We start from the raw sequence: 23091 nt of genomic DNA, 5'->3' as shown, positions 1-23091 counted from the left end.
AAAGGAGGAGAACCATGCTACAGACCCGACGCGCGCTGATCGGCGCCCTGGCGGCGCTGCCTGTCCTGCGAGTGCGTGCCGCGCAACCCTGGCCGGCGCGTCCCATCCGCCTCGTGTTGCCCTATGCCGCCGGCGGGCCGACCGACATCCTGGCGCGCGCGCTGGCGGCCAGGCTGAGCGCCTCGCTGGGCCAGCCCCTGGTAGTCGAGAACAAGACCGGCGCGAGCGGCAATATTGCCTGCGAAGCTGTCGCGCGGGCCGAGCCGGACGGCTATACGCTGCTGTATCACTCCTCCGGCCTGGCCATCAGTCCCGCCCTGCACCGCACGCTGAGCTACGACCCCATCCGCGACTTCACGCCGGTGGCTCGCACCGCCGTCATCCCGCTGGTCATGATGGCCACTCCGGCCCTGCCGGCTGCCAATATCGCGGCGTTTGTCGCGTATTTGCGGCAGCATCCCGGCAAGCTCAGCTACGGCACCGGCGGGGTCGGCAACATCACGCACTTGAGCGTGGCGCTGTTCCTGCATGCGACGCAGACGCGCGCCGTCAGCGTGCCTTACAAAGGCACCGCGCCCGCCATGATGGCCATGCTGGGCGGCCAGGTACAGTTCATGGCCGATGCCGTGAGCTCTGCCTTGCCGTATATCCGCGACGGGCGGGCTCGCGCACTGGTAACGACCGGTGCGAAGCGCGCCGCCGTCCTGCCCAATGTGCCGACGCTGGCCGAGACCATCATGCCCGGCTTCGAGGCCAGCACCTGGCATGGCGTGCTGGCGCCGGCAGGCACGCCCCAGACGGTGGTGCAACGCCTGAACGCCACGCTGCGGGCCGCCGTGGCGGAACCAGGCATCGTGCGCCAGTTCACGCAACAAGGCGTGGAATTGCAGGCCTCCACGCCAGAGCAATTCGGCGCTTACCTGCGCGCTGAAGTCGAGCGTTGGCGCAATGCGGTGGACCTGGCCGGCATCCAGCCGGAATGACTACCGCGTAAATATACGAACAAGGAGACAGATATGAAGATATGGCATCCGCTACTGCCCGGCGCCTTGCTGGCCGCCGTGCTGGCCGCCGCGACGCCCGCCGCCGCCCAGTATCCCGAGCGCCCTGTCAAGATCATCGTTTCGCTGCCGCCCGGCAGCGGCGCGGACACCACGGCGCGCTTCCTGTCCAAGCACCTGGGCGACACGTTCAAGCAGCCCTTCATCGTCGAGAACCGGCCCGGCGCCAACAGTTTCATCGCCGCCCAGGCGGTGGCCACCGCGCCACCGGACGGCTATACCATGTTCGTCGCCAGCAACTCGCCCATGACGACCAATGCGGCAGTATTCAAGCGGCTGCCCTACGATGCGGTGAATGATTTTGCGCCCATCGCCCCCATTGCCAGATTTCCGATGGTAATCGTGGTGCCCGCCAGCTCGCCGTTTCGCAGCATCGCGGACTTGGTCGCGGCGGCGCGCGCGGCGCCGGGCAAGCTGAATTTTGCCAGCGGCACGGCGACCTACCAGGTCGTCCTGGAACTGTTCCATGAAAAGAACGGCATCTCTGCCACCCATGTTCCCTACAAGGGCACTTCGGCCGCGCTGACCGACGTCGCGGCGGGCGTGGCGCACTACAGCATCGCCGACGTGAGCGCGGCCCTGCCATTGATCAGGGCCGGCAAACTGCGGCCGTTGGCGGTCGCCAGCGCGCACCGCATCAAGGACCTGCCCGACGTACCCACCATGGAAGAAAGCGGCACCAAGGACTACGAGGCATATGCCTGGACCGCGGCGTTCTTTCCCGCCAAGGTGGACCCGGCCATCGTCGCTGCGGTCTCGCAAGCGATCCAGCAGGCGGTGCGCAGCCCCGCGGGCGTGGCGTTCATGGCCGACCTGGGCGGAGAGGCATTCCCCGGCGGTCCGCAAGTCCTGCGCGACTTCCAGCTCAAGGAATTGCAGACCATGCAGCGGATCGCCAGGCAAGCGAACATCCAGCAGGAGTGATCTTGCGGTTCAGGCCGGCGCTTGGTCCCGCATGAGCCGCAGCGCCATCGTCATGAAATTGGTCGCTGTGGGCGAGGCGGTATCGGGATGCACCGCCAGCGCGATGCCCACCTTGATGATGTCGGCCAACCCCTTCACGTTGACCAGGGCCACCGCGCCGGCGTTGCGGCGCGCGACCGCCGGCACGAGCGCCACGCCGAGCCCGCTTTCCACCAAGCTGAGTATGGTCTGCACCTGGATGGCCTCTTGTGCAATGCGGGGCTGCACGCCGGCAGTCTGGAATGCATAGAGCACCAGGGCGTTCATGGCTGGCACATGGGCGCGCGAATAGCCGATGAACGGCTCGTGCGCGAGTTCTTCCAGTGCCACTTCAGCCCGCCCGGCATAAGGACTGTCCGGCGGCACCGCCAGCACAAGGTGGTCGCGCTGCAACAGTTCGATGCGCGCGCCCGACGGCTCCAGCACGGGGAATCGCACCAGCGCGACATCCAGCGAATGGGCATCGAGCCGGCGCAACAGCTCCGCGGTGGTGGACTCCTCGATGATCAGGTCGACGCGCGGATAGGCGCGGCGAAACGGCGGCAGGATACGCGGCATCAGCGCATAGGTGGACGAGCCGACGAAACCTACGCGCAGCTCGCCCTGCTCTCCCGCCGCGCCCTCTCGTGCGGCGCGGCGGATCTCGTCCGCATAGAACAGCGTGGTGCGCGCATGCCGCAGCACCACCTCGCCGGCGGGCGTGGGCTTGAGACCGGCGGTGAGACGTTCGAAGAGCTGTACGCCCAGTTCGTCCTCGAGTTTCCTGATGGCGGTCGACAACGGCGGCTGCGCCATATGCAGGCGTTCGGCGGCCCGGTGGAAATTGAGGGTTTCGGAAAGCACCAACAACTGCTTGAGCTGGCGAAGCTCCATGCGGACTGCTCCCTTGAAGACGCGTGCCGGCCCGCAATACGCGAAGGATATTGCCCGGTCTATATCTAATATTAGACCGGCCTGCCAGGCGCAGGTAGATTGCCGGACTGCGGGACAAGATTCGCATGCGGACGTCCCGCGCCACTGCCCGCCCGGAGGTCTCTTGAACGATATAGCCGAAGCGCTGCGCCCCGTCGCCATCCCCGCCGAAGACGAAGCCCTGCGAGCCCCCTTGCGCGCCTTTCTGCGCGAGACGCTGGCCCGGGTCGCGCCGCACGTGCGGGCGCGCTCCTGGATGGGCTACGACGCCGAGTTCAGCCGCGCCCTGGCGCGCCAGGGCTGGCTGGGACTGACCCTGCCGCGCGAGTATGGCGGCCAGGCGCGCAGCAGCTACGCCCGCTTCGTCGTCAGCGAAGAACTGCTGGCATGGGGCGCTCCCGTCTCGGCGCACTGGATCGCCGATCGCCAGACCGCCCCGTTGATCCTGCGCTACGGCTCGCCCGCGCAGCGTGCGTTCTATCTGCCTCGCATCGCGCGCGGCGAAGCCTTTTTCTGCATCGGCATGAGCGAGCCCGATACCGGATCCGACCTCGCCAGCATCCGCACCCGCGCCGACCGGGACGGCGCCGGGTGGCGCCTCAACGGCCGCAAGATCTGGACCACCAATGCCCACCGTTCGCACTACATGTGCGCGCTGGTGCGTACCTCGGGCCCGGCGCAGGATCGCCATCAAGGTTTGTCGCAGTTCATCATCGACATGTCCCTGCCTGGCGTCTCGGTACGGCCCATCGAGGATATCGCCGGCGATACGCACTTCTGCGAGGTACTGTTCGACGATGTCCGGCTGCCGGCCGACGCGCTCATCGGCACGCAGGGCGCCGGCTGGGAACAAGTCACCGCCGAGCTGACGCTCGAGCGCAGCGGGCCGGAACGGCTGTACTCCAGCATGGTGCTGATCGACTGCTGGCTGGCCTGGGCCAGGACGCGGCCATGCCAACTACATACCGTCGCACTGGCTGGACGCATAGCCGCGCGGGTGGCCACCCTGCGCGCCATGTCGCTGGCCGTGGCCGAGCGCCTGCAACACGGACACAACCCGGCGCTGCAGGGCGTGCTGGTCAAGGACCTGGGTACGGAATTCGAACGCGACGTGGCAGACTGGATCGCGGCGGACCTGGGCGCCGCAGACGCCGCGCAGCCGGATCCCGAGCTGGCGCGCACCCTCGCGTATATCACCCGCATCAGCCCGACTTTCTCGCTGCGCGGCGGCACGCGCCACATTCTGCGCGGCATCATCGCCCGCCAACTAGGCCTGCGCTGACAGTCCCACCAACAGGATTTTTTCCATGAACGACTGCACGGCCGATTCCCTGTACGAGAGTTTCGCGCGGCCCCTGGCCGAACTATGCCCCGCCGCGGTGATCCGCCGCATCGAGGCAGAGCCGCGTGCCGGCGCGGCCATCTGGAGCGCCATCGATGAATTGGGATATGCCGACGCGCTGGTGCCCGCGGCCTCCGGCGGCGCCGGCCTGGCGCTGTCCGACGTTCATGGCTTGCTGTATGCCGCCGGCGAGTCGGGCCTGCCCTTCCCTTTCGGCGATACGGTCGTCGCGCGCGCCCTGCTTGCCCGGGCCGGCCACGCCGTCGCAGGCGGCGCCTGCACGGCCATCGCCCAGTCGCTCGACCGCGGCGACGGCGCCATTGTCTGCGGCGAAGTGCCGGGCGCGCGACTGGCCCGGCAGTTCCTGGTCGCGCATGGTGACCGTTGGCTATTGTTGCCGGCAACCGCCGCGCGCCTGGAGGCGGGCGTGTATCGCCGCTGCTCGGGCAGCCCCGCCTGGCCATCGGCCGATGCGGCGCTGGCCAGCTTTCCCATGGGCGCCACGGATGCGGCCACTTGGCTCAACGCCGTGCGCACGGCCGAAATGGCCGGGGCCCTGCATGCGCTGCTGCGCCAGACGATCGCCTATGCGCAGGAACGGACGCAATTCGGCAGGCCGCTGGGCCGCTTCCAGGCCGTCCAGCAGGACATCAGCGTGCTGGCCGAGCAGGTGGCTTCGGCCGCCATGGCGGCGCGGTTGGGATGCGCCGGCGCGGCAGCGGACGAACCACACGCCCTGCGCGCCGCCATGGCGCGGCTGCGCGCCTGCGAAGCGGTTCCGCCGGCGTGCGCCATCGCGCATGCCGTACATGGCGCCATCGGCGTGACCGAGGAACTATCGCTCGGCAGCGTCGTCACGCGCCTGCGCGAATGGCGAGCCACCGGCATGTCCGAACAGCGATGCGCCACCCGCATCGGCGCCCGGGTGCTGGACGACGGCGACCGCATGCTGCTGGATTTCATTCTCGATACCCTGGCCCCTGCCTGACCTTTCGCCCATGACTACCCGTACCGACCCCGTTGTCATCCTGAGCGCGCGCCGCACCCCCATCGGTGCTTTCCAGGGCGCCTTGTCATCCTACCCCGCCACCGCCCTGGGCGCGCACGCCCTGCGCGCCGCGGTCGAACAGGCCGGCATTGCCCCGGACGCGGCCCAGGAGGCATTCATGGGGTGCTGCCTGTTCGCCAACCTGGGACAGGCGCCCGCACGGCAGGCCGTGCTGGGCGCCGGCCTGCCGGCGGAGGTGCAGGCCACCACCCTGAGCAAGATGTGCGGCTCGGGCATGAAGGCCGCCATGCTGGCGCATGACATGCTGCACGCGGGCTCGGCGGACATCCTGCTGGCCGGAGGCATGGAGTCCATGACCAACGCGCCGCACCTGATTCCGCGCGGCCGCCAGGGCTATCGCCTGGGCGACGGCCAGTTGCTCGACCATATGTACCGCGACGGCCTGCAGGACGCCTACCAGGGGCACCTGATGGGACACTATGCGGACCTGGCAGCGCAAGAACTGGGCATCGGCCGGGACGAGCAGGACGCATACGCCGCCCGCAGCGTGCAACGCGCCCAGGACGCCGTCGCGCGAGGCGCCTTTGCCGCCGAGATCGCGCCGCTGCCGCGCCGCCACGGCGCGTCGCAGGCCGACGCCGCGCTGCTGGCGGACGACGAAACCCCCGCCCTGTGCGACGTGGACAAGCTGGCACGGCTGCGTCCTGTCTTCAATGCCGAGGGAACGGTCACCGCCGGCAATGCCTCGTCGATTTCCGATGGCGCGGCCGCGCTGGTGCTGACCCGGCAGTCCGTGGCCGACGCCCTGCGCCTCGCGCCGCGCGCCCGCATCGCCGGCCATGCGACGGTGGCGCTGCAGCCTGGCCGCTTTCCCATGGCCCCCGCGCCGGCGATCGTCCGCCTGCTTGAACGGGTGGGATGGAAGCGCGAGCAAGTGGACCTCTTCGAGATCAACGAAGCCTTCGCCGTCGTGGCCTTGATCGCCATGCGGGAACTGGCGCTGCCGGCGGAGAAGGTCAATGTGCATGGCGGGGCCTGCGCGCTCGGGCATCCGGTGGGCGCCACCGGCGCCCGCCTCATCGTTACGCTGCTGCACGCACTGGAGCGACGCGGGCTGCGGCGCGGCGTCGCCTGCCTGTGCCTGGGCGGCGGCGAAGCCACCGCCATGGCGATCGAACGCGTCTGAACACAGGGAGCCGGTATGTCGGACCATCAAGAGGAAGGCCGGCGCGGGCCGTTGGCGGGACTGCGCGTCATCGAACTGGGCGGTATCGGACCCGGACCCATGGCCGCCATGTTGCTGGCTGACCTGGGCGCCAGCGTGCTGCGCATCGAGCGCACCGAAGCGGTCGACCTGGGAGTCAAGCGCGAATTGCGCTACAACCTGCTGCTGCGCAACCGCATCCCGGTAGCCCTGGACCTGAAGGATCCGGCCGCGCGCGGCCAGGTGCTCGATTTTGTCGAGCGCGCCGATGCACTGATCGAAGGCTTCCGCCCGGGCGTCGCCGAACGCCTGGGCCTGGGTCCGGAGGATTGCCTGGCACGCAACCCGCGGCTGGTATATGGCCGCATCACCGGCTGGGGCCAGGACGGGCCCCTGGCCAGCGTAGCCGGCCACGATATCAACTACATTTCCATCACCGGCGTGCTCGACGCCATCGGACGGCGGGAGCAGCCGCCCAGTATCCCGCTGGCCCTGGTCGGCGATTTCGCCGGCGGCGCGCTCTACCTGGCGGTGGGCGTGCTGGCGGCCCTTGCCGAAGCGCGCGACTCGGGCCGCGGACAAGTGGTCGACGCGGCCATCATCGACGGGGTCGCCCACATGGCGACGGCTTTCTTCGGCCTGGTTGCGGCCGGCAGCTGGAATCCGCAGCGCGGCACCAACATTCTCGATTCGGGCGCCCCTTTCTACGACGTGTACCAATGCCTAGACGGCGCGTGGCTGTCCATCGGCCCCATCGAAACGCGCTTCCACCGCAAGCTGCTGGGCGCCCTGGGGCTATCCCCCGCAGAAATCGAGGCGCTCGGCGAGCACACCGATCCCGCTACCTGGCCGGCCCTGCGCGCCACCCTGGCCAGCCGGTTCAGGCAGCGCCCCCGCAGCGAATGGTGCGAGGCCCTGGCGCAGGAGGATGTTTGCTGCGCGCCGGTACTGTCATTTCACGACGCTCCGGCGCACCCGCACCTGCGTGCACGCCGGACGTTTGTCGAGGTCGACGGCGTAGTACAACCCGCGCCCGCGCCCCGCTTCAGCCGCAGCCCCGCCAGCCGGCCCACCGCGCCGCGTCCGGCCACCCCGGACACGCTGGCCGAAGCGCTGCGGGCCTGGAACGTGGCCGGATGAACCGCGGTGTCGGATCACTCCACCTTGCCGATGCGCTGCACCGCCCGCGCCATGGACCGGGCATCGGCTTGCCAATAGTCGGCGAATTCGGGCGCATCCATGTACTGCACCGGGCTGCCGGCGGCCAGGATCGTCTGCTGCACCTTGGGGTCGTTGGCGACCTTGCGGGCCGCCGCGCGCAGGCGGTCGACCACCGGCGCCGGCGTCCCGGCGGGCACGAAGATGGCCGACCACTGCACGAACTTCACGTCGTAGCCCTGCGAAGCCAGCGTCGGCACCTGCGGCAATGCCGCCAGTTGCGCATCGCCCCAGTGCGCCAGCGCCCGCAGCTTGCCGGCCTGGATGTGCTGCACCACGCTGGACGGCCCGCTGGAGATCGCGTCGACCTGCCCGCCCAGCAGCGCCGCCACTGCCGGCCCGGCGCCCGTGAACGGCACATGGGTCAGCTTGATGCCGGCGGCCGCCGCGAACATTTCCATTGGCACGTGCATCGACCCGTAGATGCCGGAGCTGCCGTAGTTCAGCGCGCCGGGCCGGCGCCGGGCCTCGGCCACGAACTCCTGCACGGTCTGCCATGGCGCGTCGGCGCGCACCACGAGCGCGGTGGGGTCGGCAGTGATGCGGGCGATGGGCGCGAACTGGTCGATCTGGAAGGCGGCATTGCGGCCGAGTATCTTGTCGGCCTCGGGCAGGATCGAAATGGACGACAGGCTCATCAACACCGTGTAGCCGTCCGGGGCGGCCCGCGCGGCCTGGCCGATGCCCACTGAACCGCCGGCCCCCGCCTTGTTCTCGATCACGACGCTTTGCCCCAATTCGCGCGAGAGCGCCTCGGCCACCGGCCGCGCCACGGTGTCGGCCACCCCGCCGGGCGGGAACGGCACGATCATCGTGATGGCGCGCTCTGGATACTGCGCATGCCCCCAGGCCGCCGCCAGCGCCAGCAAGGCGCCGCCCAGCCATTTCCCCGTGGATGGAACAGCCATGTCTCCTGCCCTCCTTCTGGTAGGGGCGGATGCGCGGGCGCGGCCGGCCTGGGCGTGAATTGGACCAATTGGTTCAATTTTCCAGCACTTGGCACCAGCCCGCGTTCCACCTTGATTGACGGCCAACTCTAGAGCCATATTGGTACTAGCGCAAGCATTCTGCGCAGCCAATCGTTGACCAATTGGTTCACTCGCCACAATGACATTGCCAACTGGAGGGCCGACATGGAAGACGCCCTGAAAGGTCGCGACGCGGCGCAGGCACGGGTGCTGCGGGTGCAGCACCCGGCACAGATCCAGCAGAACCTGTTCGGGACTTAGAGGGGGGAGCAGGTGCCAGGCCCCCTGCGGGAGCCTGACACCGTGCCGGATACCGGGCGCCGCCGCCGGGGCCGCTACGCCACGTGCTGCAGGAAATCCCGCAGCCGCTGGCTGGGCGGGTTCGACAACAATTCCGCGGGCGGGCCGTCATGCGCCACTTTGCCGGCGTCGATGAAAATAAGGCGGCTGCCCACCTTGCGCGCGAACTCCATTTCGTGGGTGACCACCACCATGGTCATGCCCTCTTCGGCCAGGTCGCGCATCACTTTCAGCACTTCGTGGCGCAACTCCGGGTCGAGCGCCGAGGTGGGCTCGTCGAACAGCATCAGCTTGGGCTTGATGGCCAGCGCGCGGGCGATGGCGACCCGCTGCTGCTGGCCGCCCGACAGCTCGGACGGGTAATGCTGCATGCGCTCGGCCAGCCCTACCTTGCCCAGCAGCTCCTCGGCCTGCACGCGCGCTTCCTGGCGGCTCGCGCCGCGGGTGTGGATCGGCCCGAACATGACGTTCTCGAGCGCGGTCATCTGCGGGAACAGATTGAACTGCTGGAACACCATGCCGGCCTCGCGCCGGATTTCGCGCACCTGGGCGGGCGAGCCCTTCACGCTCTGGCCGTCGACCAGCAGGTCGCCGCCGTCGATCGTTTCCAGCACGTTGATGCAGCGCAGGAAGGTGGACTTGCCCGATCCCGAGGGCCCTACCACCACCACGACTTCGCCGGCGTCGATGTTCAGCGAGATGCCGTCCAGTACGGTGGAGTCGCCGAAGCGCTTGGTGACGTTATGAAACTCGACCATGCTCATAGTATGCGCATCCGCTTTTCGGCCAGCCGCAGCCCGAGGGCCAGCGCGCCGGTGAGAATCAGGTAGATGATGGCCACCGCCGACCAGATTTCCACGGCGCGGAAGTTGCTGGCCATGATTTCCTGGCCCTGGCGCGTCAGCTCGGCCACGCCGATCACGATGAACAGCGACGAATCCTTCAGGCTGATGATGCATTGGTTGCCCAGCGGGGGGATCATGCGGCGGAACGCCACCGGCCCGATGATGTGCACCAGGATCTTGTGGAATGGCAGGCCCATGGCCTGGCCGGCTTCCTTCAGCCCCTTGTGCACCGACAGCAGCGAGCCGCGCACGATCTCGGCAATGTACGCGCCGGAATTGATGATGAGCGTCGCAATGGCCGCCCAGATGGCGTCCACCCGCATGCCCGGCACCAGCAGCGGCAGCGCGAAATAAATGAACATGACCTGCACCACGATGGGCGTGCCGCGGATCACCGCGATATACACCTGCGCGATGGCGGACAGGACCTTCGGCCCGTAGGCGCGCGCCACGCCGGCCAATGCGCCCAGCACGAAGCCGCCCACCAGGCCCCAGAAAGTGATCTTGACGGTCATCAATGTACCGTCAAGCAGGTTGGGCAAGGCCGCCCAGATGACTGACCAGTCGAATTCCACGGTTCCCCCTTATGTCATACCTGCGGCGCCAGCGCGGCGCGAACCGCGGAAACGGCGCGGGCAGGCGCCCGCGCCAGCCCGGCGGGGCCGCTGCGCGCGCGCGTTCAGGGCTGCTTGCCGAACCACTTGGTGTAGATGGCGTCGTACTGGCCGTTCGACTTCAGCGTGGCCAGGGCCTGGTTCACCTTGGGCACCAGGTCGCTGCCCTTCGGGAAGGCGATGCCGTAGAAGTCGCCGCTCTTGACCTTGCCGACCACCTTGACGCGGCCCTTGCCGGCCGTGTTGGCGTAGTACTGCACGTTGGGCGTGTCGTGCACCGCCGCGTCGACCCGGCCGGTGGCCAACTCGAGGTAGGCGTTGTCGATATTGGGGAACAACTTCAGCTTGGCGCCCGGCACTTCCTTCTTCATGAAGTCGACCGTGGCCGTGCCGGTCTTGACCGCCACGCTCTTGCCGCTGAGATCCTGCGCCGTCTTGATCGCATCATTGTCGTTGGAGACCAGGATGGCCAGGCCACTCTCGTAGTAGGGATCGGAAAAATCGATGACTTTCTTGCGGTCGTCGCGGATCGTGATGCCGGCCAGGGCGACGTCGATATTGCGGGTCTGCAGGCCCGGGATGATGCCGTTGAAGTCCATGGGCTGCAGCTTGTATTTCAGGTTCAGCTCCTTGGCGATGGCCGCCCACAGGTCGATGTCGAACCCGGTATAGGTGCTGCCCTGCTTGAACTCGAAGGGCACGAACGCGGTGTCTGTGGCGACGACCAGTTCCTTGTCCTGGGCGGCGGCGGAGCCGGCGGCGCCGATCAGGCCCAGACCCAGCAGCGCCGCGGCGATTTTGCGCTTAATCATCGAAATTCTCCTGTAGAGACAACGAACCCCGGTGTAGGCCCGGGACAATCAACCCGCGCGCCGAGGCGGATGGCCGGCACGCTCGCGGGGCCATCTTAACGCATCCGTCCCCGTGTGCGGCCCCGCCGCGGGAAATTACAATCGGATCAACTCCGGAGATATCCATGCCGTTCAAACCCGTACGTATCGCAGGCAACCGGCGCCAGGTCGGCGTGGCGCTGGGCAAGCTGGGCCGCCCGCTGATGGCGTCCTACCTGGACCAGAGCGCGGCCTGGGCGGCGCTGCGGCCCTGGCGCAGCCATGCCTATCTGCAGGAATTGGCAGGCCATGCGCAGGAAGCCCTGCCGGCCGTCTGGGAAGAGTTCGAAGGACTGGCGGAGGGCTTGCGCATGCCGGTCGCCGACCTGCTGTTGTGGAACTGCCGCGGCGACTTGCTGCACAAGACCAGCGACGGTTGCACCTCGGTGGCGCTGCATGGGTCGAACGGGACGCGCTGGATCGCCCACAACGAAGACGGCGACCCCTACCTGTACGGCCGCTGCCACGTGGTGGACGTGCAGCCCGAGGGCGCGCCGGGATACGTCAGCTTCTACTATCCGGGCTCGCTGCCCGGGCATACCTTCGCCGCCAACCGGGCCGGCCTGGCGCAGACCATCAACAACCTGCGCACCCGCGCCCGCCGCGCCGGCGTGCCGCGCATGTTCCTGGCCCGCGCGGTGCTCGATTGCGCCACGCTGGACCAGGCCGTCGAGCTGCTGGCGCACATGCCGCGCGCCGGCGCCTTCCACCACACCCTGGGCGCGGCCGGCGACGAGCGCCTGCTGAGCGTCGAAGCCACGCCGGGCGCCTGCTCGGCGGAAACCGTGGCGCGCCGCTATGGTCATGCGAACCACCTGATCCACCAGGGCACCCAGGATATCCCGCAGATCATCACCGACTCGTCACGGGCGCGCCAGAACCGCATCGACCGGCTGGTCGATACCTGGAACGAAGCCACCGGCGAAGCCGACCTGGTGACGGCGCTGCACGACACCGAGGGCCAATTGCCCATCCTGCGCCAGGCGGCCGATGACCCGGACGAGGAAAACACCCTGGCCACGGCCGTGTTCGAGCTGGACGACCAGCACGTGGCCCTGCGCATCTACGACCGCAAGGGCCGCGCCGCGCAGGACATCGCCGTCAAATAGCCCGCCGGGCCGGGTTGCGGCCCGGCCGGCCAAGAGCCCGGCTACGCCTGCCCGTAGCCGCCGCCTCCCGGCGTCTCCACCACGAATACATCGCCGGCGCGCAGCGCCGCGCTGTCCTGCGGGCCGAGTTCCTCGATGCTGCCGTCGGCGCGTTCGATGTAGTTGCGGCCCGGCTGGCCGGCGCCGCCACCGGCCAGGCCGAACGGCGCATACACGCGGTTGTTCGACAGGATCGCCGCCGTCATGTCCTCCAGGAAGCGCACCCGCCGCACGCCGCCGTCGCCACCGCGGTAGCGCCCCGCGCCGCCGGAGCCATGGCGGATCTCGTACGACTCCAGCCGCACCGGAAAGCGCAGCTCCAGCACTTCGGGATCGGTCAGACGCGAATTGGTCATGTGCGCCTGGACCACCGAGGCGCCGGCGAAGCCGTCATCGCGCGGGCCGGCCGCGTCAATGCGCAGCGGGCCGGCACCGGTGCCGCCGGAGATGGTTTCGTAATACTGGTAGCGCGCATTGCCGAACGTGAAATTGTTCATGGTGCCCTGGCTGGCGGCCAGCACGCCCAAGGCGCCGTACAGCGCGTTGACTACGCACATGGAGGTCTCGACGTTGCCCGCCACCACCGACGCGGGCGGATCGGGACGCAGCATCGAGCCTTCCGGCAGGATGATCTCCAGCGGCTTCAGGCAGCCCGCATTGAGCGGGATGTCGTCGTCCACCATGGTGCGGAACACATAGAGCACCGCCGCCACCGCGACCGCGCTCGGCGCATTGAAGTTGTTGTCCAGTTGCGCCGACGTGCCGGTGAAATCGACCACCGCGCTGCGGGCCTGCCGGTCGACCCGCACCGCCACCCGGATCACCGCGCAGTTGTCCAGCGGGTACTCATAGCGCCCGTCTTTCAGCACCGAAATGACGCGGCGCACGGCCTCCTCGGCGTTGTCCTGCACGTGCCCCATATAGGCGCGCACCACATCCAGGCCGAAGTGGTCGCACATGCGCAGCAATTCCTGCACGCCCTTTTCGTTGGCGGCGATCTGCGCGTGCAGGTCGGCGATGTTCTGGTCCGGGTTGCGCGCCGGCCAGCGCCCGGACGCGAGGATCTCGCGCGCGGCCTGGTCGCGGAATTCGCCGTCGCGCACCAGTTGGAAGTTGGTGAACAGCACGCCTTCGTCTTCCACCGTCTTCGAATCGGGCGGCATCGAGCCGGGCGTGGTGCCGCCGATATCGGCGTGGTGGCCGCGCGACCCGACATAGAACAGGATCTCGCGCCCGTCGCGGTCGAATACCGGCGTGATGACGGTGACGTCCGGCAAGTGCGTGCCGCCATGGTAGGGATCGTTGACCACGTAGGCGTCGCCCGGCCGCATGCGGCCGGCGTTGGCGTGCATGACGGTCTTGATCGACTCGCCCATGGACCCGAGGTGCACCGGCATGTGCGGCGCGTTGGCGATCAGGTTGCCCTCGGCATCGAAAATGGCGCAGGAGAAATCCAGGCGCTCCTTGATGTTGACCGAGTAGGCGGTGTTCTGCAGCCGGTAGCCCATCTGTTCGGCGATGGACATGAACAGGTTGTTGAAGACCTCCAGCATGACGGGGTCGGCCTGCGTGCCGACCGCACGGCGCTCGGGGCGCGCCTCGACGCGCTTGAGCACGATGTGGTCCAGCCGGGTCAGCTCGGCCTGCCAGCCCGCTTCCACCACCGTGGTCTGGTTGGGCTCGGAAATGATGACCGGCCCGGCCAGCACGTCGCCCGGCGCCAGGTCGGCGCGCACATACAGCGGCGTGTCGCGCCAGGCGCCCTGCCCGTACATCTGCACGACCTGTCGCGGCTGCGGCGCGCCCGCGCGCCGGCGCTCGACCACAGCCTCGACGGCCGCCTCGCCGCCGCCGGTGGCTTCCACCGAGATCGTCTCGACCACCAGTTCGCGGCCGGGCATCAGGAAGGAATAGCGTTGGCGATAGGCGGCCTCGAAATCGCGGCGCACCTGCGCCAGGTCGCCGAACGGCACTTCCAGCGCCGTATCGGTGCCGCGGTACTTCAGGTGCAGGCGGCGCTGCACCTGGATGACATCCTGCGGCACGTGCTGGCGGCGCAACTCGCCCACGGCCTGGGCGGCCAATTCGTCGAGCTCGCCCTGCAATTGCGGCATCAAGGCGTCATCCAGCACCTGTTCGACCGTCTTCTGCCGCATGTCGGTCTGGTCGGCCAGGCCCATGCCGTAGGCCGACAGCACCCCGCCCAGCGGGTGCGCGAACACCGTGGTCATGCCCAGCGCGTCGGCCACCAGGCAGGCGTGCTGTCCACCCGCCCCGCCGAATACGGTCAGGGCATACTCGGTGACGTCATGACCGCGCTGCACCGAAATGCGCTTGATGGCCTCCGCCATGTTGCCCACGGCGATCTCGAGAAAGCCCTCGGCCAACTGCTCGGCCGTCATGGCGCGGCCGGTGGCGGCGCGGACCTCGGCGGCCATCGCCTCGAAGCGCTGCCGGACCACCTCGCGGTCCAGCGGCTGGTCGGCCGCGGGGCCGAACACGCGCGGGAAGAAATCCGGCTGGATCTTGCCCAGCAGCACATTGCAGTCGGTCACCGCCAGCGGGCCGCCGCGGCGGTAGCAGGCCGGGCCGGGGTTGGCGCCGGCCGAATCGGGCCCCACCCGCAGGCGCGCGCCGTCGAAATGCAGGATCGAGCCGCCGCCGGCCGCCACCGTGTGGATGCTCATCATGGGCGCGCGCATGCGCACCCCGGCCACCAGGGTCTCGAATTCGCGCTCGAATTCGCCGGCGTAGTGCGAGACATCGGTGGACGTGCCGCCCATGTCGAAGCCGATCACGCGCCGGAACCCCGCCAGCTCGCTGGTGCGCACCATGCCGACGATGCCGCCGGCCGGGCCGGACAGGATGGCGTCCTTGCCGCGGAAGCGGTGCGCATCGGTCAGCCCGCCGCTGGACTGCATGAACATCAGGCGGATGCCCGGCAGTTCGGCCGCCACCTGGTCCACGTAGCGTTTCAGGATGGGCGACAGATAGGCGTCGACCACGGTAGTGTCGCCGCGGGACACGTACTTGATCAGCGGGCTGACCTCGTGCGAGGCCGAGACCTGGGTGAAGCCCAGTTCGCGGGCGATGGCCGCGGCGCGCTGCTCGTGCGCGGGCGCGTGCCAGGCATGCATGAACACCACGGCCACGGCGCGGATGCCGCTCGCGTAGGCCTGCTGCAACTGCGCGCGCAGGGCGGCTTCGTCGAGCGGACGCACGACGGCGCCGGCGGCGTCGATCCGCTCGTCGGCTTCCACCACGGTCTCGTACAGCATCTCGGGCAGCACGACATTGCGGTCGAACAGGCGCGGCCGGTTCTGGTAGGCAATGCGCAAGCCGTCGCGGAAACCGCGGGTCGTGACCAGCAGCGTGCGTTCGCCCTTGCGTTCCAGCAGCGCGTTGGTGGCCACGGTGGTGCCCATTTTCACGCACTCGACGCGCTCGGCCGGCACCGGCTCGCCCGGCGCCAGGTCCAGCAGCTGGCGAATGCCCGCCACGGCGGCGTCGCGGTACTGCTCGGGGTTCTCCGACAGCAGCTTGGCGGTCGCGGTGCCGCCGTCGGGGCGGCGCGCCACGATGTCGGTGAACGTGCCCCCACGGTCAATCCAGAATTGCCACTTCATAGTGTCCTCGAAAAGGGAAAGAACGGCGCGGCGCGGGCGGCGGCCGGCCGCGAGAAAGTCATAGCGAGGTGGCCGCGCGCGCCGCCTGGTCGTACAGCCCCGACAGGGCGCGCAGCGTCTTGGCCAATTGCCGCGTGAACTCGACACCCGCGCCGGCGCCCGCTTCCAGGCCGTCGATCAGGCACTGCTCGCGGATCTCGGCATAGCGCTTGATGAAGCCCGCGCCCTGCTCGGTGACGCGGTAGAACACTTCCTTGCCGCTGCGCTCGCCGGCCACGATGCCCAGGCGCTCGAGCTTTTTCAGCGAGTAGTTGACGATGTGCGTGTCTTCGACATTGAGGGTGAAGCAGATGTCGGCCAGCTTCTTGCTGCGCTGGCGGTGGTACACGTGGTGCATCACCATCACGTCCGTGGCGGTGAGGTCCGGCAGGCCCGCGGCGGCCATGCAGCGCACGGTCCAGCGGTCGAAGGCGTGGCCGGCGATCATCAGGCCGAATTCCACTTCGGACAGATCGGGCGCGCGGCCACTGGCCAGGTGGGCCGACGAGGCGATGAGATGGGCGTTCACGACGGCTCCGGAATCGATGTGGACGAAATACTAATAATTTATAAACGTTTCATCAACAAAAAATAAAAACGGACGTCCTAGGAATTACCCGTACGCCGCGCTTTCCCGCGCCTTCGAGCGATCGCCGCGACTTAGAATTGCACGGTTTGTGACATTGCGACGGCACGTTCTTGCGCTCCGCGCGGGACGCGTCCGTGACTCCAATACGCCCAGAAGGACCTCATATGAACAAGACCCTTTCCGTGCTGGCCGGCAGCTTCGCCATCGCATTCAGCGCCGGCGCCATGGCCCAGACCACCTGGGACCTGCCCAGCGCCTATCCGGCCAGCAATTTCCACGTCGAGAACCTGACCACGTTCATCAAAGAGGTCGACAGCCTGTCGGGCGGCAAGCTCAAGATCACCCTGCACAACAATGCGTCGCTGTACAAGGCGCCCGAGATCAAGCGCGCCGTGCAGGGCAACCAGGCCCAGATCGGCGAGATCCTGCTGACCAACTACGCCAACGAGGATCCGGTCTACGCGCTGGACGGCCTGCCCTTCCTGGCGACCGGCTACCAGGCGTCGTACAAGCTGTACCAGGCCCAGAAGCCGTACCTGGAAAAGAAGCTGGCCTCGCAGGGCATGATGTTGCTGTACGCCGTGGCATGGCCGCCGCAGGGCATCTTCGCCAACAAGGAACTGAACAAGGTCGAGGACCTGAAGGGCCTGAAATGGCGCGCCTACAGCCCGGTCACCGCCAAGATCGCCGAACTGGTGGGCGCTCAGCCCGTCACCGTGCAACAGGCCGAACTGGCCCAGGCCATGGCCACCGGCGTGATCGATTCGTACATGTCGTCGGCCTCGACCGGCTACGACACCAAGACCTACGAATACATCAAGAAGTGGTACGACACGCAGGCCTGGCTGCCCAAGAACGCCGTCATCGTCAACAAGAAGGCCTTCGACGCGCTCGACCCGGCCACCCAGGACGCGCTGAAGAAGGCCGGCGCGCAGGCCGAGGAACGCGGCTGGAAGATGTCGGAAGAAAAGAACAAGTGGTACCAGCAGGAGCTCACCAAGAACGGCCTGCAGATCATCACGCCGACGCCGGAATTGCAGTCGGGCATGACCAAGGTCGGCGAGCGCATGATCGACGAGTGGCTGGAGCGCTCGGGCGCCGACGGCAAGGCCATGGTCGACGCCTACCGCAAGATGTAGGCCCGCATGCGCCGTTTCCTCGATACGCTGTATAACGCGGCCGGCCTGTTGGCCGGCCTGTGCATGATCGGCGTGCTGGTCTCCGTGCTGGCCGCCATCCTCGCCCGCCAGATGGGCTGGAACGTTCCCGGCACCGACGCCTACGCCGGCTATTTCATGGCCGCCGCGGGCTTCCTGGCGCTGGCCAGCACGTTCAAGCACGGCGAGCACATCCGCGTGACCCTGCTGCTGAATTCGCTGGCCGAGCGCAGCGGCCGCCGGCTCGACATCTTCGCCCTGGCGGTGGGCACGGTGCTGGCGGCGGCGTTCGCCTGGTTCAGCATCAAGCTGGTGCACGACTCCCACCTCTACAACGATATTTCCACCGCCAACGACGCCACGCCGCTGTGGATCCCGCAGATCAGCATGGCGGTCGGCACCGTCCTGTTCCTGGTGTCCGTGGCCGACGAACTGGTGCGCCGCCTGCGCGGCCTGCCTGCCCCCTCCTCGCAGCAAACCCATGAATGAAGTCCTGGTCATCACCCTGCTGGTCGTCTCGATCTTCGCCCTGCTGGGCTGCGGCGTCTGGGTCGGCCTGACGCTGGCGGGCACCGCCTGGATCGGCATGGAGATTTTCTCCAGCCGGCCGGCCGGCGACGCCATGGCCGTCACCATCTGGGGCGCCGCCTCGAGCTGGACCCTGACCGCCCTGCCGCTGTTCCTGTGGATGGGCGAGATCCTGTTCCGCACACGATTGTCCGAAGACCTGTTCAAGGGGCTGGCGCCCTGGCTGAACCGCCTGCCCGGGCGGCTGCTGCATACCAATGTGATCGGCTGCGCCATCTTCGCCGCGGTGTCCGGATCGTCGGCGGCCACCGTCGCCACGGTGGGCAAGATGACCATCCCGGAACTCAAGCGGCGCGGCTACCCGGAAGACAAGGTGCTGGGCACGCTGTCGGGCGCCGGCACGCTGGGCCTGCTGATCCCGCCGTCGATCATCATGATCGTCTACGGCGTGGCGGCCGATGTCTCGATCGCGCGCTTGTTCATCGCGGGCATCGTGCCGGGCATCCTGCTGGCCGTGCTGTTCATGGGCTATATCATGTGGTGGGCCATGCGCAATCCCGGCCAGGTCCCGGCGGCCGACCGGCACATGACCGTGCTGCAGAAGCTGTACCAGTCGCGCCACCTGATCCCGGTGCTGCTGCTGATCGCCGCCGTGCTCGGCTCGATCTATGCCGGCATCGCCACGGCCACCGAGGCCGCCGCCATCGGCGTGGTCGGCGCGCTGATCCTCTCGGCCCTGCAGGGTTCCCTGTCGGCGACGACTTTCGTCCGGTCGCTGATGGGCGCCACCCGCCTGTACTGCATGATCGCGCTGATCCTGGCCGGCGCGCAGTTCCTGACCCTGTCGATGGGCTACATCGGCCTGCCGCGCGCGCTGGCCGAATGGATCGGCAGCCTGGGACTGTCGCAGTTCTGGCTGGTGATGGCGCTGATGGCCTTCTTCATCGTGCTGGGCTGCTTCCTGGACGGCATCTCGATCGTGGTGCTGACCATGGGCGTGCTGCTGCCCACGGTGCAGGCGGCCGGCATCGACCTGATCTGGTTCGGCATCTTCGTGGTGTTCGTGGTCGAAATGGCGCAGATCACGCCACCGGTGGGATTCAACCTGTTCGTGCTGTCAGGCATGACCGGACGCGAGCTGCCCTATATTGCCCGCGCATCGCTGCCGATGTTCTTCCTGATGATCGTCGCGGTGCTGCTGTTGTATCTGGTGCCCGGCATCGCCACCTGGCTGCCCCAGCACATGCGCATGTAGAAACGCACTCAAGAAGGCGCGCCCGCCGGCCAACGGCGGGCGCATTGTCCGCCGGGGGCGTGGCGCAGATCCGCACCCCGCCACCGGCATCGCTGCCCGGCCACGAGCCGGGGGGAAAAGAAGTTGTACGGGAGGAAACACATCATGAAGAAAATCGCTATGGCGCTGCTCGTCCTGGGCAGCCTGGCCGCCGGCAGCGCCGCGGCCGAAACCAGCGTCACGCTGTACGGCATCGCCGACATCAGCATGCGCTACCTGAGCCGCGGCAGCCAGGATGACGGCAGCCGCTTCGGGCTGGCCAACGGCGCCATCTCGAACAGCCGCTGGGGCCTGCGCGGCACCGAGGACCTGGGCGACGGCATGAAGGCCTTCTTCCGCCTGGAGAACGGCATCAACTTGCAGAACGGCACCGGCTCGGACCCTGACAAGACCTTCAGCCGCCTGGCCTACCTGGGCCTGGACGGCGGCGCCATCGGCTCGCTGACCCTGGGCTTGCAGAACACGCCCATGTTCAACCTGCTGGCCGACCACTTCGACCCGCTGACCGTGGGCAACTATGACCAGAACGCCTGGCTGCCGGCCGCCATGTCGCGCGTGCGCACCAGCAACATGGTCACGTACGCCAACACGCTGGGCGACCTGGCGCTGGTACTGTCGTACGCCAATGGCGAAGACTACGACGACCACAAGGTCGGTTCGCAGTACGGCGCATCGCTGCGCTACACCTTCGGCCAGTTCGCCGTGGGCGGCGCCTACCAGCATACGTATTCGGACAGCAACTCCGAAGACCGCCAGCGTGTCTGGAACTTGAACGCCTCGTACCAATTCGAGAGCGCCAAGGTATTCCTGGGCTACTTCAACGGCCGCGACGAAACCGGCTTCGTCAACGCCGTCATGGGCGGCACGCCGGTGCCCGGCCTGGACCGCGAGGACGACGGCTATTTCGCCGGCGTGACCTGGAACGCGACCCCGCGCTGGGCGCTGACCGGCGCGGCCTACTATGACCGCAGCAAGAACGTGGTCGAATCGGGCGACAAGGGCAAGCGCTACGCGCTGGTGGCCGTGGCCGAGTACGCCTTGTCCAAGCGTTCGCAGGTGTACGCCACCGTCGACTACAACAAGGTCAAGGACGCCGCCCGCGACGAGATCGCCGGCAGCGGCAGCCAGGTCGGCGCGGCGGTGGGCTTCCGCCACATTTTCTGAGCCGGACCCGGCGCCAGGAAAACGGGGCCTCGCGCCCCGTTTTTTTTGCCGGTGCTGGGGGCCCAGGTGTCAGACACCTTGTATCTTGGGCGCAGTGGTGATTAGCTATCCCCACTAGCGGATCTGGTGAGCTTGTTCAGACACCGAAGGCTTGAGACTTTGTCCTACAGATTAAGCGCCGGATCCTCCCTCTGAGAGCCGACTGGACACTGGACGGTAGCGAAGGGCTTGGAGCCCCTGGATGTACAAGGCAAGTGGGCGCAGTGGGCTTGGAGGCAGCGTCAATAGGAGTCCAAGTCTATGTTTTTTCTGGGAATTGATGTTTCAAAGGCGAAGCTGGATTGCGCGCTGTTGAGCGCCGAAGGGACCAAGCGCAAGACCAAGGTGGTGCCCAATACGGCGGCCGGGGTGCGGCTGTTGCTGGGTTGGTGCGCCAAGCAGGGCGCGCAGCCCGAGCAGTTGCATGCCGTGCTTGAGCCGACCGGGCCGTATCACGAGCAGGCCGGCACCGCGCTGCACGATGCGGGGGTGACGGTGTCGATGATCAACCCGGCGCAGGCTCGCGATTTTGCGGGTGCGCTGGCGGTGCGCTCGAAGACCGATGGAATCGATAGCTACGTGCTGGCACGCTATGGCCAGGTGCTGCGTCCGTCGGCCTGGCAGGCTGCGCCGCTGCACGCGCGGCAGTTGCGCGCGCTGCTGGCTCGGCGCGAGGCGCTGGTTCAGGATTTGCAGCGAGAACTCAACCGCCAGGAGAAGGCCCAGTTCGGCCGCTCGCCGCAACTGGTGACGGGCTCGATCAGCGAGAGCGTGGCGTTCTTGCGCGAGCAGCTCAAGCGCCTGGAGCGTGCGATCGACGACCATATCGATCGTCATCCGGACCTGAAAGAAGATCGCGAGCTGTTGACCAGCATCCCGGCCATCGGCCCGCAAACAGGCAATGCCATCCTGTCGATCATGCACAACCGGCGTATCGACTCGCCAGGGGCGTTGGCCGCTTACCTGGGTGTGGTGCCGGTGCAGCGCCAGTCCGGGACCAGCCTGTGCGGCCGAGCGCGGCTGTCCAAGGCCGGCCCGGCTCAGGTGCGGGCCATTCTCTACATGGCTGCCATCGTGGCCGTGCGGCGTAATCCGCACGTGCAGCAGCTCTATGCCCGCTTGCTCAAGGCCGGCAAAAGCAAGATGGCCGCGCTGGGCGCGGCCATGCGAAAGCTCACTCACTTGTGCTTCGGCGTGCTCAAAAACCGCACCCCCTACCGCAGTGACTACGCTTTAAATGCTTGACTGCCGAGACGGTATCTGTGGGTGTCTGACACCTGCCATACATCGGGCGCGGCTTGATTTCGCTGAGGTGTCAGACACCCCATGGGGTGTCTGACACCTGACATCAGGATCCATCCCCGCTACAGCACCGCCATGCGGCTGTTGAGCAGGTCGGTGACCAGCATGTGCCCGGGCGCGTGCGTGATGCAGAATGCCGGCCGCACGGCCGCCACGACCGACTGGGGGGTCACGCCGCAGGCCCAGAATACCGGCATCTCGCCGGCGCGGATTTCGACCGGGTCGCCATAGTCGGGCCGGCCGATGTCGGCAATGCCGATCTCGGCCGGGTCGCCCAGGTGCACGGGCGCGCCATGCACCGACGGGAAGCGCGAAGTGACCTGGATCGCGCGGATCGCATCGGCCGCCTTGAGCGGCCGCATGGACACCACCAGCGGCCCCTGGAACGGCCCGGCGGGCAAGGTGGGAATGGAGGTGCGGTACATGGGCACATTGCAGCCCTGCTCGATATGCCGGACCGGCAGCCCGTTTTCCAGCATCGCTTCCTCGAACGAGAACGAGCAGCCGATCAGGAAGGCGACCAGGTCGTCGCGCCACAGGCCGCGCACGTCGGTGGGCTCGTCCACCAGTTCGCCGTCGCGCCACACGCGATAGCGCGGGATGTCGCTGCGCACGTCGATGTCCCGCCCCAGGCCGGGCAAGGACGGGTCGCCCGGCTCGGACACGGCCAGCAGCGGGCATGGCTTGGGATTGCGCTGGCAGAAGCGCAGGAAATCGGCCGCCACGTCGGCCGGCAGGATGGCCAGGTTGGCCTGCACGTGGCCGGGCGCGATGTTGGCGGTGGGGCCGGCCAGGCGGCCGGCGCGCGCATCGAGGCGCGCGCGGTACGCGGCGCCGGGTTCAGGGAAGTGGGTCATATGGCGGTCCCCGCGGCGCCGG

Annotated in this window: 20 protein-coding genes; 12 read left to right on the top strand and 8 right to left on the bottom strand. The window is 68.0% G+C overall.

Annotation, left to right across the window (positions count from 1 at the left end):
* Positions 1-14: 14 nt before the first annotated feature.
* Entirely contained in the window at positions 15-983 is a 969-nt protein-coding gene (locus tag ACKTT0_RS19710) for a tripartite tricarboxylate transporter substrate binding protein (protein ID WP_407851464.1), read from the top strand.
* 33 nt (positions 984-1016) lie between these two features.
* Positions 1017-1985 (top strand): Bug family tripartite tricarboxylate transporter substrate binding protein, encoded by a 969-nt coding sequence (locus ACKTT0_RS19705; protein ID WP_407851463.1) that lies wholly within the window; start codon positions 1017-1019, stop codon positions 1983-1985.
* A 9-nt stretch (positions 1986-1994) separates the two neighbouring features.
* Here ACKTT0_RS19705 and ACKTT0_RS19700 read toward each other — a convergent pair whose 3' ends face one another.
* Positions 1995-2897, bottom strand: coding sequence for a LysR family transcriptional regulator (locus tag ACKTT0_RS19700; protein ID WP_407851462.1), 903 nt, complete (start codon positions 2895-2897; stop codon positions 1995-1997).
* Positions 2898-3060: 163 nt separating this feature from the next.
* Between ACKTT0_RS19700 and ACKTT0_RS19695 the strand changes: the two genes are divergently transcribed.
* The 4 genes from ACKTT0_RS19695 to ACKTT0_RS19680 are packed head-to-tail and all read left to right on the top strand — an operon-like array spanning position 3061 to position 7631.
* Positions 3061-4218, top strand: coding sequence for an acyl-CoA dehydrogenase family protein (locus ACKTT0_RS19695; RefSeq protein WP_407851461.1), 1158 nt, complete (start codon positions 3061-3063; stop codon positions 4216-4218).
* Between the two features lie 25 nt (positions 4219-4243).
* Complete coding sequence (locus ACKTT0_RS19690) at positions 4244-5266, top strand: acyl-CoA dehydrogenase family protein (protein ID WP_407851460.1); 1023 nt, start codon at positions 4244-4246, stop codon at positions 5264-5266.
* A 10-nt stretch (positions 5267-5276) separates the two neighbouring features.
* A complete protein-coding gene (locus tag ACKTT0_RS19685; protein ID WP_407851459.1) occupies positions 5277-6473 on the top strand; it encodes a thiolase family protein in 1197 nt (398 codons plus the stop codon).
* 15 nt (positions 6474-6488) lie between these two features.
* On the top strand, positions 6489-7631 hold the full coding sequence (locus ACKTT0_RS19680) for a CaiB/BaiF CoA transferase family protein (protein ID WP_407851458.1): 1143 nt from the start codon (positions 6489-6491) through the stop codon (positions 7629-7631).
* 14 nt (positions 7632-7645) lie between these two features.
* Here ACKTT0_RS19680 and ACKTT0_RS19675 read toward each other — a convergent pair whose 3' ends face one another.
* The 4 genes from ACKTT0_RS19675 to glnH form a co-directional block, all read right to left on the bottom strand.
* On the bottom strand, positions 7646-8617 hold the full coding sequence (locus ACKTT0_RS19675; RefSeq protein ID WP_407851457.1) for a tripartite tricarboxylate transporter substrate binding protein: 972 nt from the start codon (positions 8615-8617) through the stop codon (positions 7646-7648).
* A gap of 395 nt (positions 8618-9012) precedes the next feature.
* Positions 9013-9741: a glutamine ABC transporter ATP-binding protein GlnQ gene (gene glnQ / locus ACKTT0_RS19670; protein ID WP_407851456.1), complete on the bottom strand. Its 729-nt coding sequence runs from the start codon at positions 9739-9741 to the stop codon at positions 9013-9015.
* Positions 9738-10397 (bottom strand): glutamine ABC transporter permease GlnP, encoded by a 660-nt coding sequence (gene glnP, locus ACKTT0_RS19665; protein ID WP_028356254.1) that lies wholly within the window; start codon positions 10395-10397, stop codon positions 9738-9740. Before glnP ends, glnQ begins: the two co-directional genes overlap by 4 nt.
* 104 nt (positions 10398-10501) lie before the next feature.
* On the bottom strand, positions 10502-11248 hold the full coding sequence (glnH, locus tag ACKTT0_RS19660; protein ID WP_407851455.1) for a glutamine ABC transporter substrate-binding protein GlnH: 747 nt from the start codon (positions 11246-11248) through the stop codon (positions 10502-10504).
* A gap of 164 nt (positions 11249-11412) precedes the next feature.
* Here glnH and ACKTT0_RS19655 point away from each other — a divergent pair, with 164 nt between their 5' ends.
* A complete protein-coding gene (locus ACKTT0_RS19655) occupies positions 11413-12435 on the top strand; it encodes a C45 family autoproteolytic acyltransferase/hydrolase (protein WP_407851454.1) in 1023 nt (340 codons plus the stop codon).
* 41 nt (positions 12436-12476) lie between these two features.
* Here the strand turns inward: ACKTT0_RS19655 and ACKTT0_RS19650 are convergent, their stop codons facing one another.
* Positions 12477-16100: a hydantoinase B/oxoprolinase family protein gene (locus ACKTT0_RS19650; protein WP_407851453.1), complete on the bottom strand. Its 3624-nt coding sequence runs from the start codon at positions 16098-16100 to the stop codon at positions 12477-12479.
* Positions 16101-16158: 58 nt separating this feature from the next.
* Entirely contained in the window at positions 16159-16668 is a 510-nt protein-coding gene (locus tag ACKTT0_RS19645) for a winged helix DNA-binding protein (protein WP_407851452.1), read from the bottom strand.
* Positions 16669-16892: 224 nt separating this feature from the next.
* Between ACKTT0_RS19645 and ACKTT0_RS19640 the strand changes: the two genes are divergently transcribed.
* The 5 genes from ACKTT0_RS19640 (at position 16893) to ACKTT0_RS19620 (ending at position 22155) form a co-directional block, all read left to right on the top strand.
* Entirely contained in the window at positions 16893-17867 is a 975-nt protein-coding gene (locus ACKTT0_RS19640) for a TRAP transporter substrate-binding protein (protein WP_407851451.1), read from the top strand.
* 6 nt (positions 17868-17873) lie between these two features.
* Complete coding sequence (locus tag ACKTT0_RS19635) at positions 17874-18374, top strand: TRAP transporter small permease (protein ID WP_407851450.1); 501 nt, start codon at positions 17874-17876, stop codon at positions 18372-18374.
* Positions 18367-19668, top strand: a complete 1302-nt coding sequence (locus ACKTT0_RS19630; RefSeq protein WP_407851449.1) for a TRAP transporter large permease — start codon at positions 18367-18369, stop codon at positions 19666-19668. Before ACKTT0_RS19635 ends, ACKTT0_RS19630 begins: the two co-directional genes overlap by 8 nt.
* Positions 19669-19812: 144 nt before the next feature.
* The gene (locus ACKTT0_RS19625) at positions 19813-20871 is read left to right on the top strand and encodes a porin (protein ID WP_407851448.1); all 1059 of its coding nucleotides are present in this window, start codon (positions 19813-19815) and stop codon (positions 20869-20871) included.
* A 300-nt stretch (positions 20872-21171) separates the two neighbouring features.
* Positions 21172-22155 (top strand): IS110 family RNA-guided transposase, encoded by a 984-nt coding sequence (locus ACKTT0_RS19620; RefSeq protein ID WP_407849457.1) that lies wholly within the window; start codon positions 21172-21174, stop codon positions 22153-22155.
* Between the two features lie 119 nt (positions 22156-22274).
* On the opposite strand, the gene ACKTT0_RS19615 is transcribed toward ACKTT0_RS19620, so the two are convergent.
* Entirely contained in the window at positions 22275-23069 is a 795-nt protein-coding gene (locus ACKTT0_RS19615; RefSeq protein ID WP_407851447.1) for a putative hydro-lyase, read from the bottom strand.
* Between the last annotated feature and the right edge of the window lie 22 nt (positions 23070-23091).

The sequence above is a fragment of the Bordetella saccharivorans genome (assembly GCF_045862855.1).
Classification (GTDB): domain Bacteria; phylum Pseudomonadota; class Gammaproteobacteria; order Burkholderiales; family Burkholderiaceae_B; genus Bordetella_A; species Bordetella_A petrii_F.
This window is presented reverse-complemented; position numbering and strand designations above follow the sequence as displayed.

Coding starts and splice junctions, on each gene's coding strand:
- ACKTT0_RS19700 (WP_407851462.1), bottom strand. CDS start 2,897: ATGGAGCTTCGCCAGCTCAAGCAGTTGTTGGTGCTTTCCGAAACCCTC.
- ACKTT0_RS19650 (WP_407851453.1), bottom strand. CDS start 16,100: ATGAAGTGGCAATTCTGGATTGACCGTGGGGGCACGTTCACCGACATC.
- glnH (WP_407851455.1), bottom strand. CDS start 11,248: ATGATTAAGCGCAAAATCGCCGCGGCGCTGCTGGGTCTGGGCCTGATC.
- ACKTT0_RS19680 (WP_407851458.1), top strand. CDS start 6,489: ATGTCGGACCATCAAGAGGAAGGCCGGCGCGGGCCGTTGGCGGGACTG.
- ACKTT0_RS19690 (WP_407851460.1), top strand. CDS start 4,244: ATGAACGACTGCACGGCCGATTCCCTGTACGAGAGTTTCGCGCGGCCC.
- glnQ (WP_407851456.1), bottom strand. CDS start 9,741: ATGAGCATGGTCGAGTTTCATAACGTCACCAAGCGCTTCGGCGACTCC.
- ACKTT0_RS19655 (WP_407851454.1), top strand. CDS start 11,413: ATGCCGTTCAAACCCGTACGTATCGCAGGCAACCGGCGCCAGGTCGGC.
- ACKTT0_RS19630 (WP_407851449.1), top strand. CDS start 18,367: ATGAATGAAGTCCTGGTCATCACCCTGCTGGTCGTCTCGATCTTCGCC.
- ACKTT0_RS19635 (WP_407851450.1), top strand. CDS start 17,874: ATGCGCCGTTTCCTCGATACGCTGTATAACGCGGCCGGCCTGTTGGCC.
- ACKTT0_RS19685 (WP_407851459.1), top strand. CDS start 5,277: ATGACTACCCGTACCGACCCCGTTGTCATCCTGAGCGCGCGCCGCACC.
- ACKTT0_RS19710 (WP_407851464.1), top strand. CDS start 15: ATGCTACAGACCCGACGCGCGCTGATCGGCGCCCTGGCGGCGCTGCCT.
- ACKTT0_RS19705 (WP_407851463.1), top strand. CDS start 1,017: ATGAAGATATGGCATCCGCTACTGCCCGGCGCCTTGCTGGCCGCCGTG.
- ACKTT0_RS19640 (WP_407851451.1), top strand. CDS start 16,893: ATGAACAAGACCCTTTCCGTGCTGGCCGGCAGCTTCGCCATCGCATTC.
- ACKTT0_RS19625 (WP_407851448.1), top strand. CDS start 19,813: ATGAAGAAAATCGCTATGGCGCTGCTCGTCCTGGGCAGCCTGGCCGCC.
- ACKTT0_RS19620 (WP_407849457.1), top strand. CDS start 21,172: ATGTTTTTTCTGGGAATTGATGTTTCAAAGGCGAAGCTGGATTGCGCG.
- ACKTT0_RS19675 (WP_407851457.1), bottom strand. CDS start 8,617: ATGGCTGTTCCATCCACGGGGAAATGGCTGGGCGGCGCCTTGCTGGCG.
- ACKTT0_RS19615 (WP_407851447.1), bottom strand. CDS start 23,069: ATGACCCACTTCCCTGAACCCGGCGCCGCGTACCGCGCGCGCCTCGAT.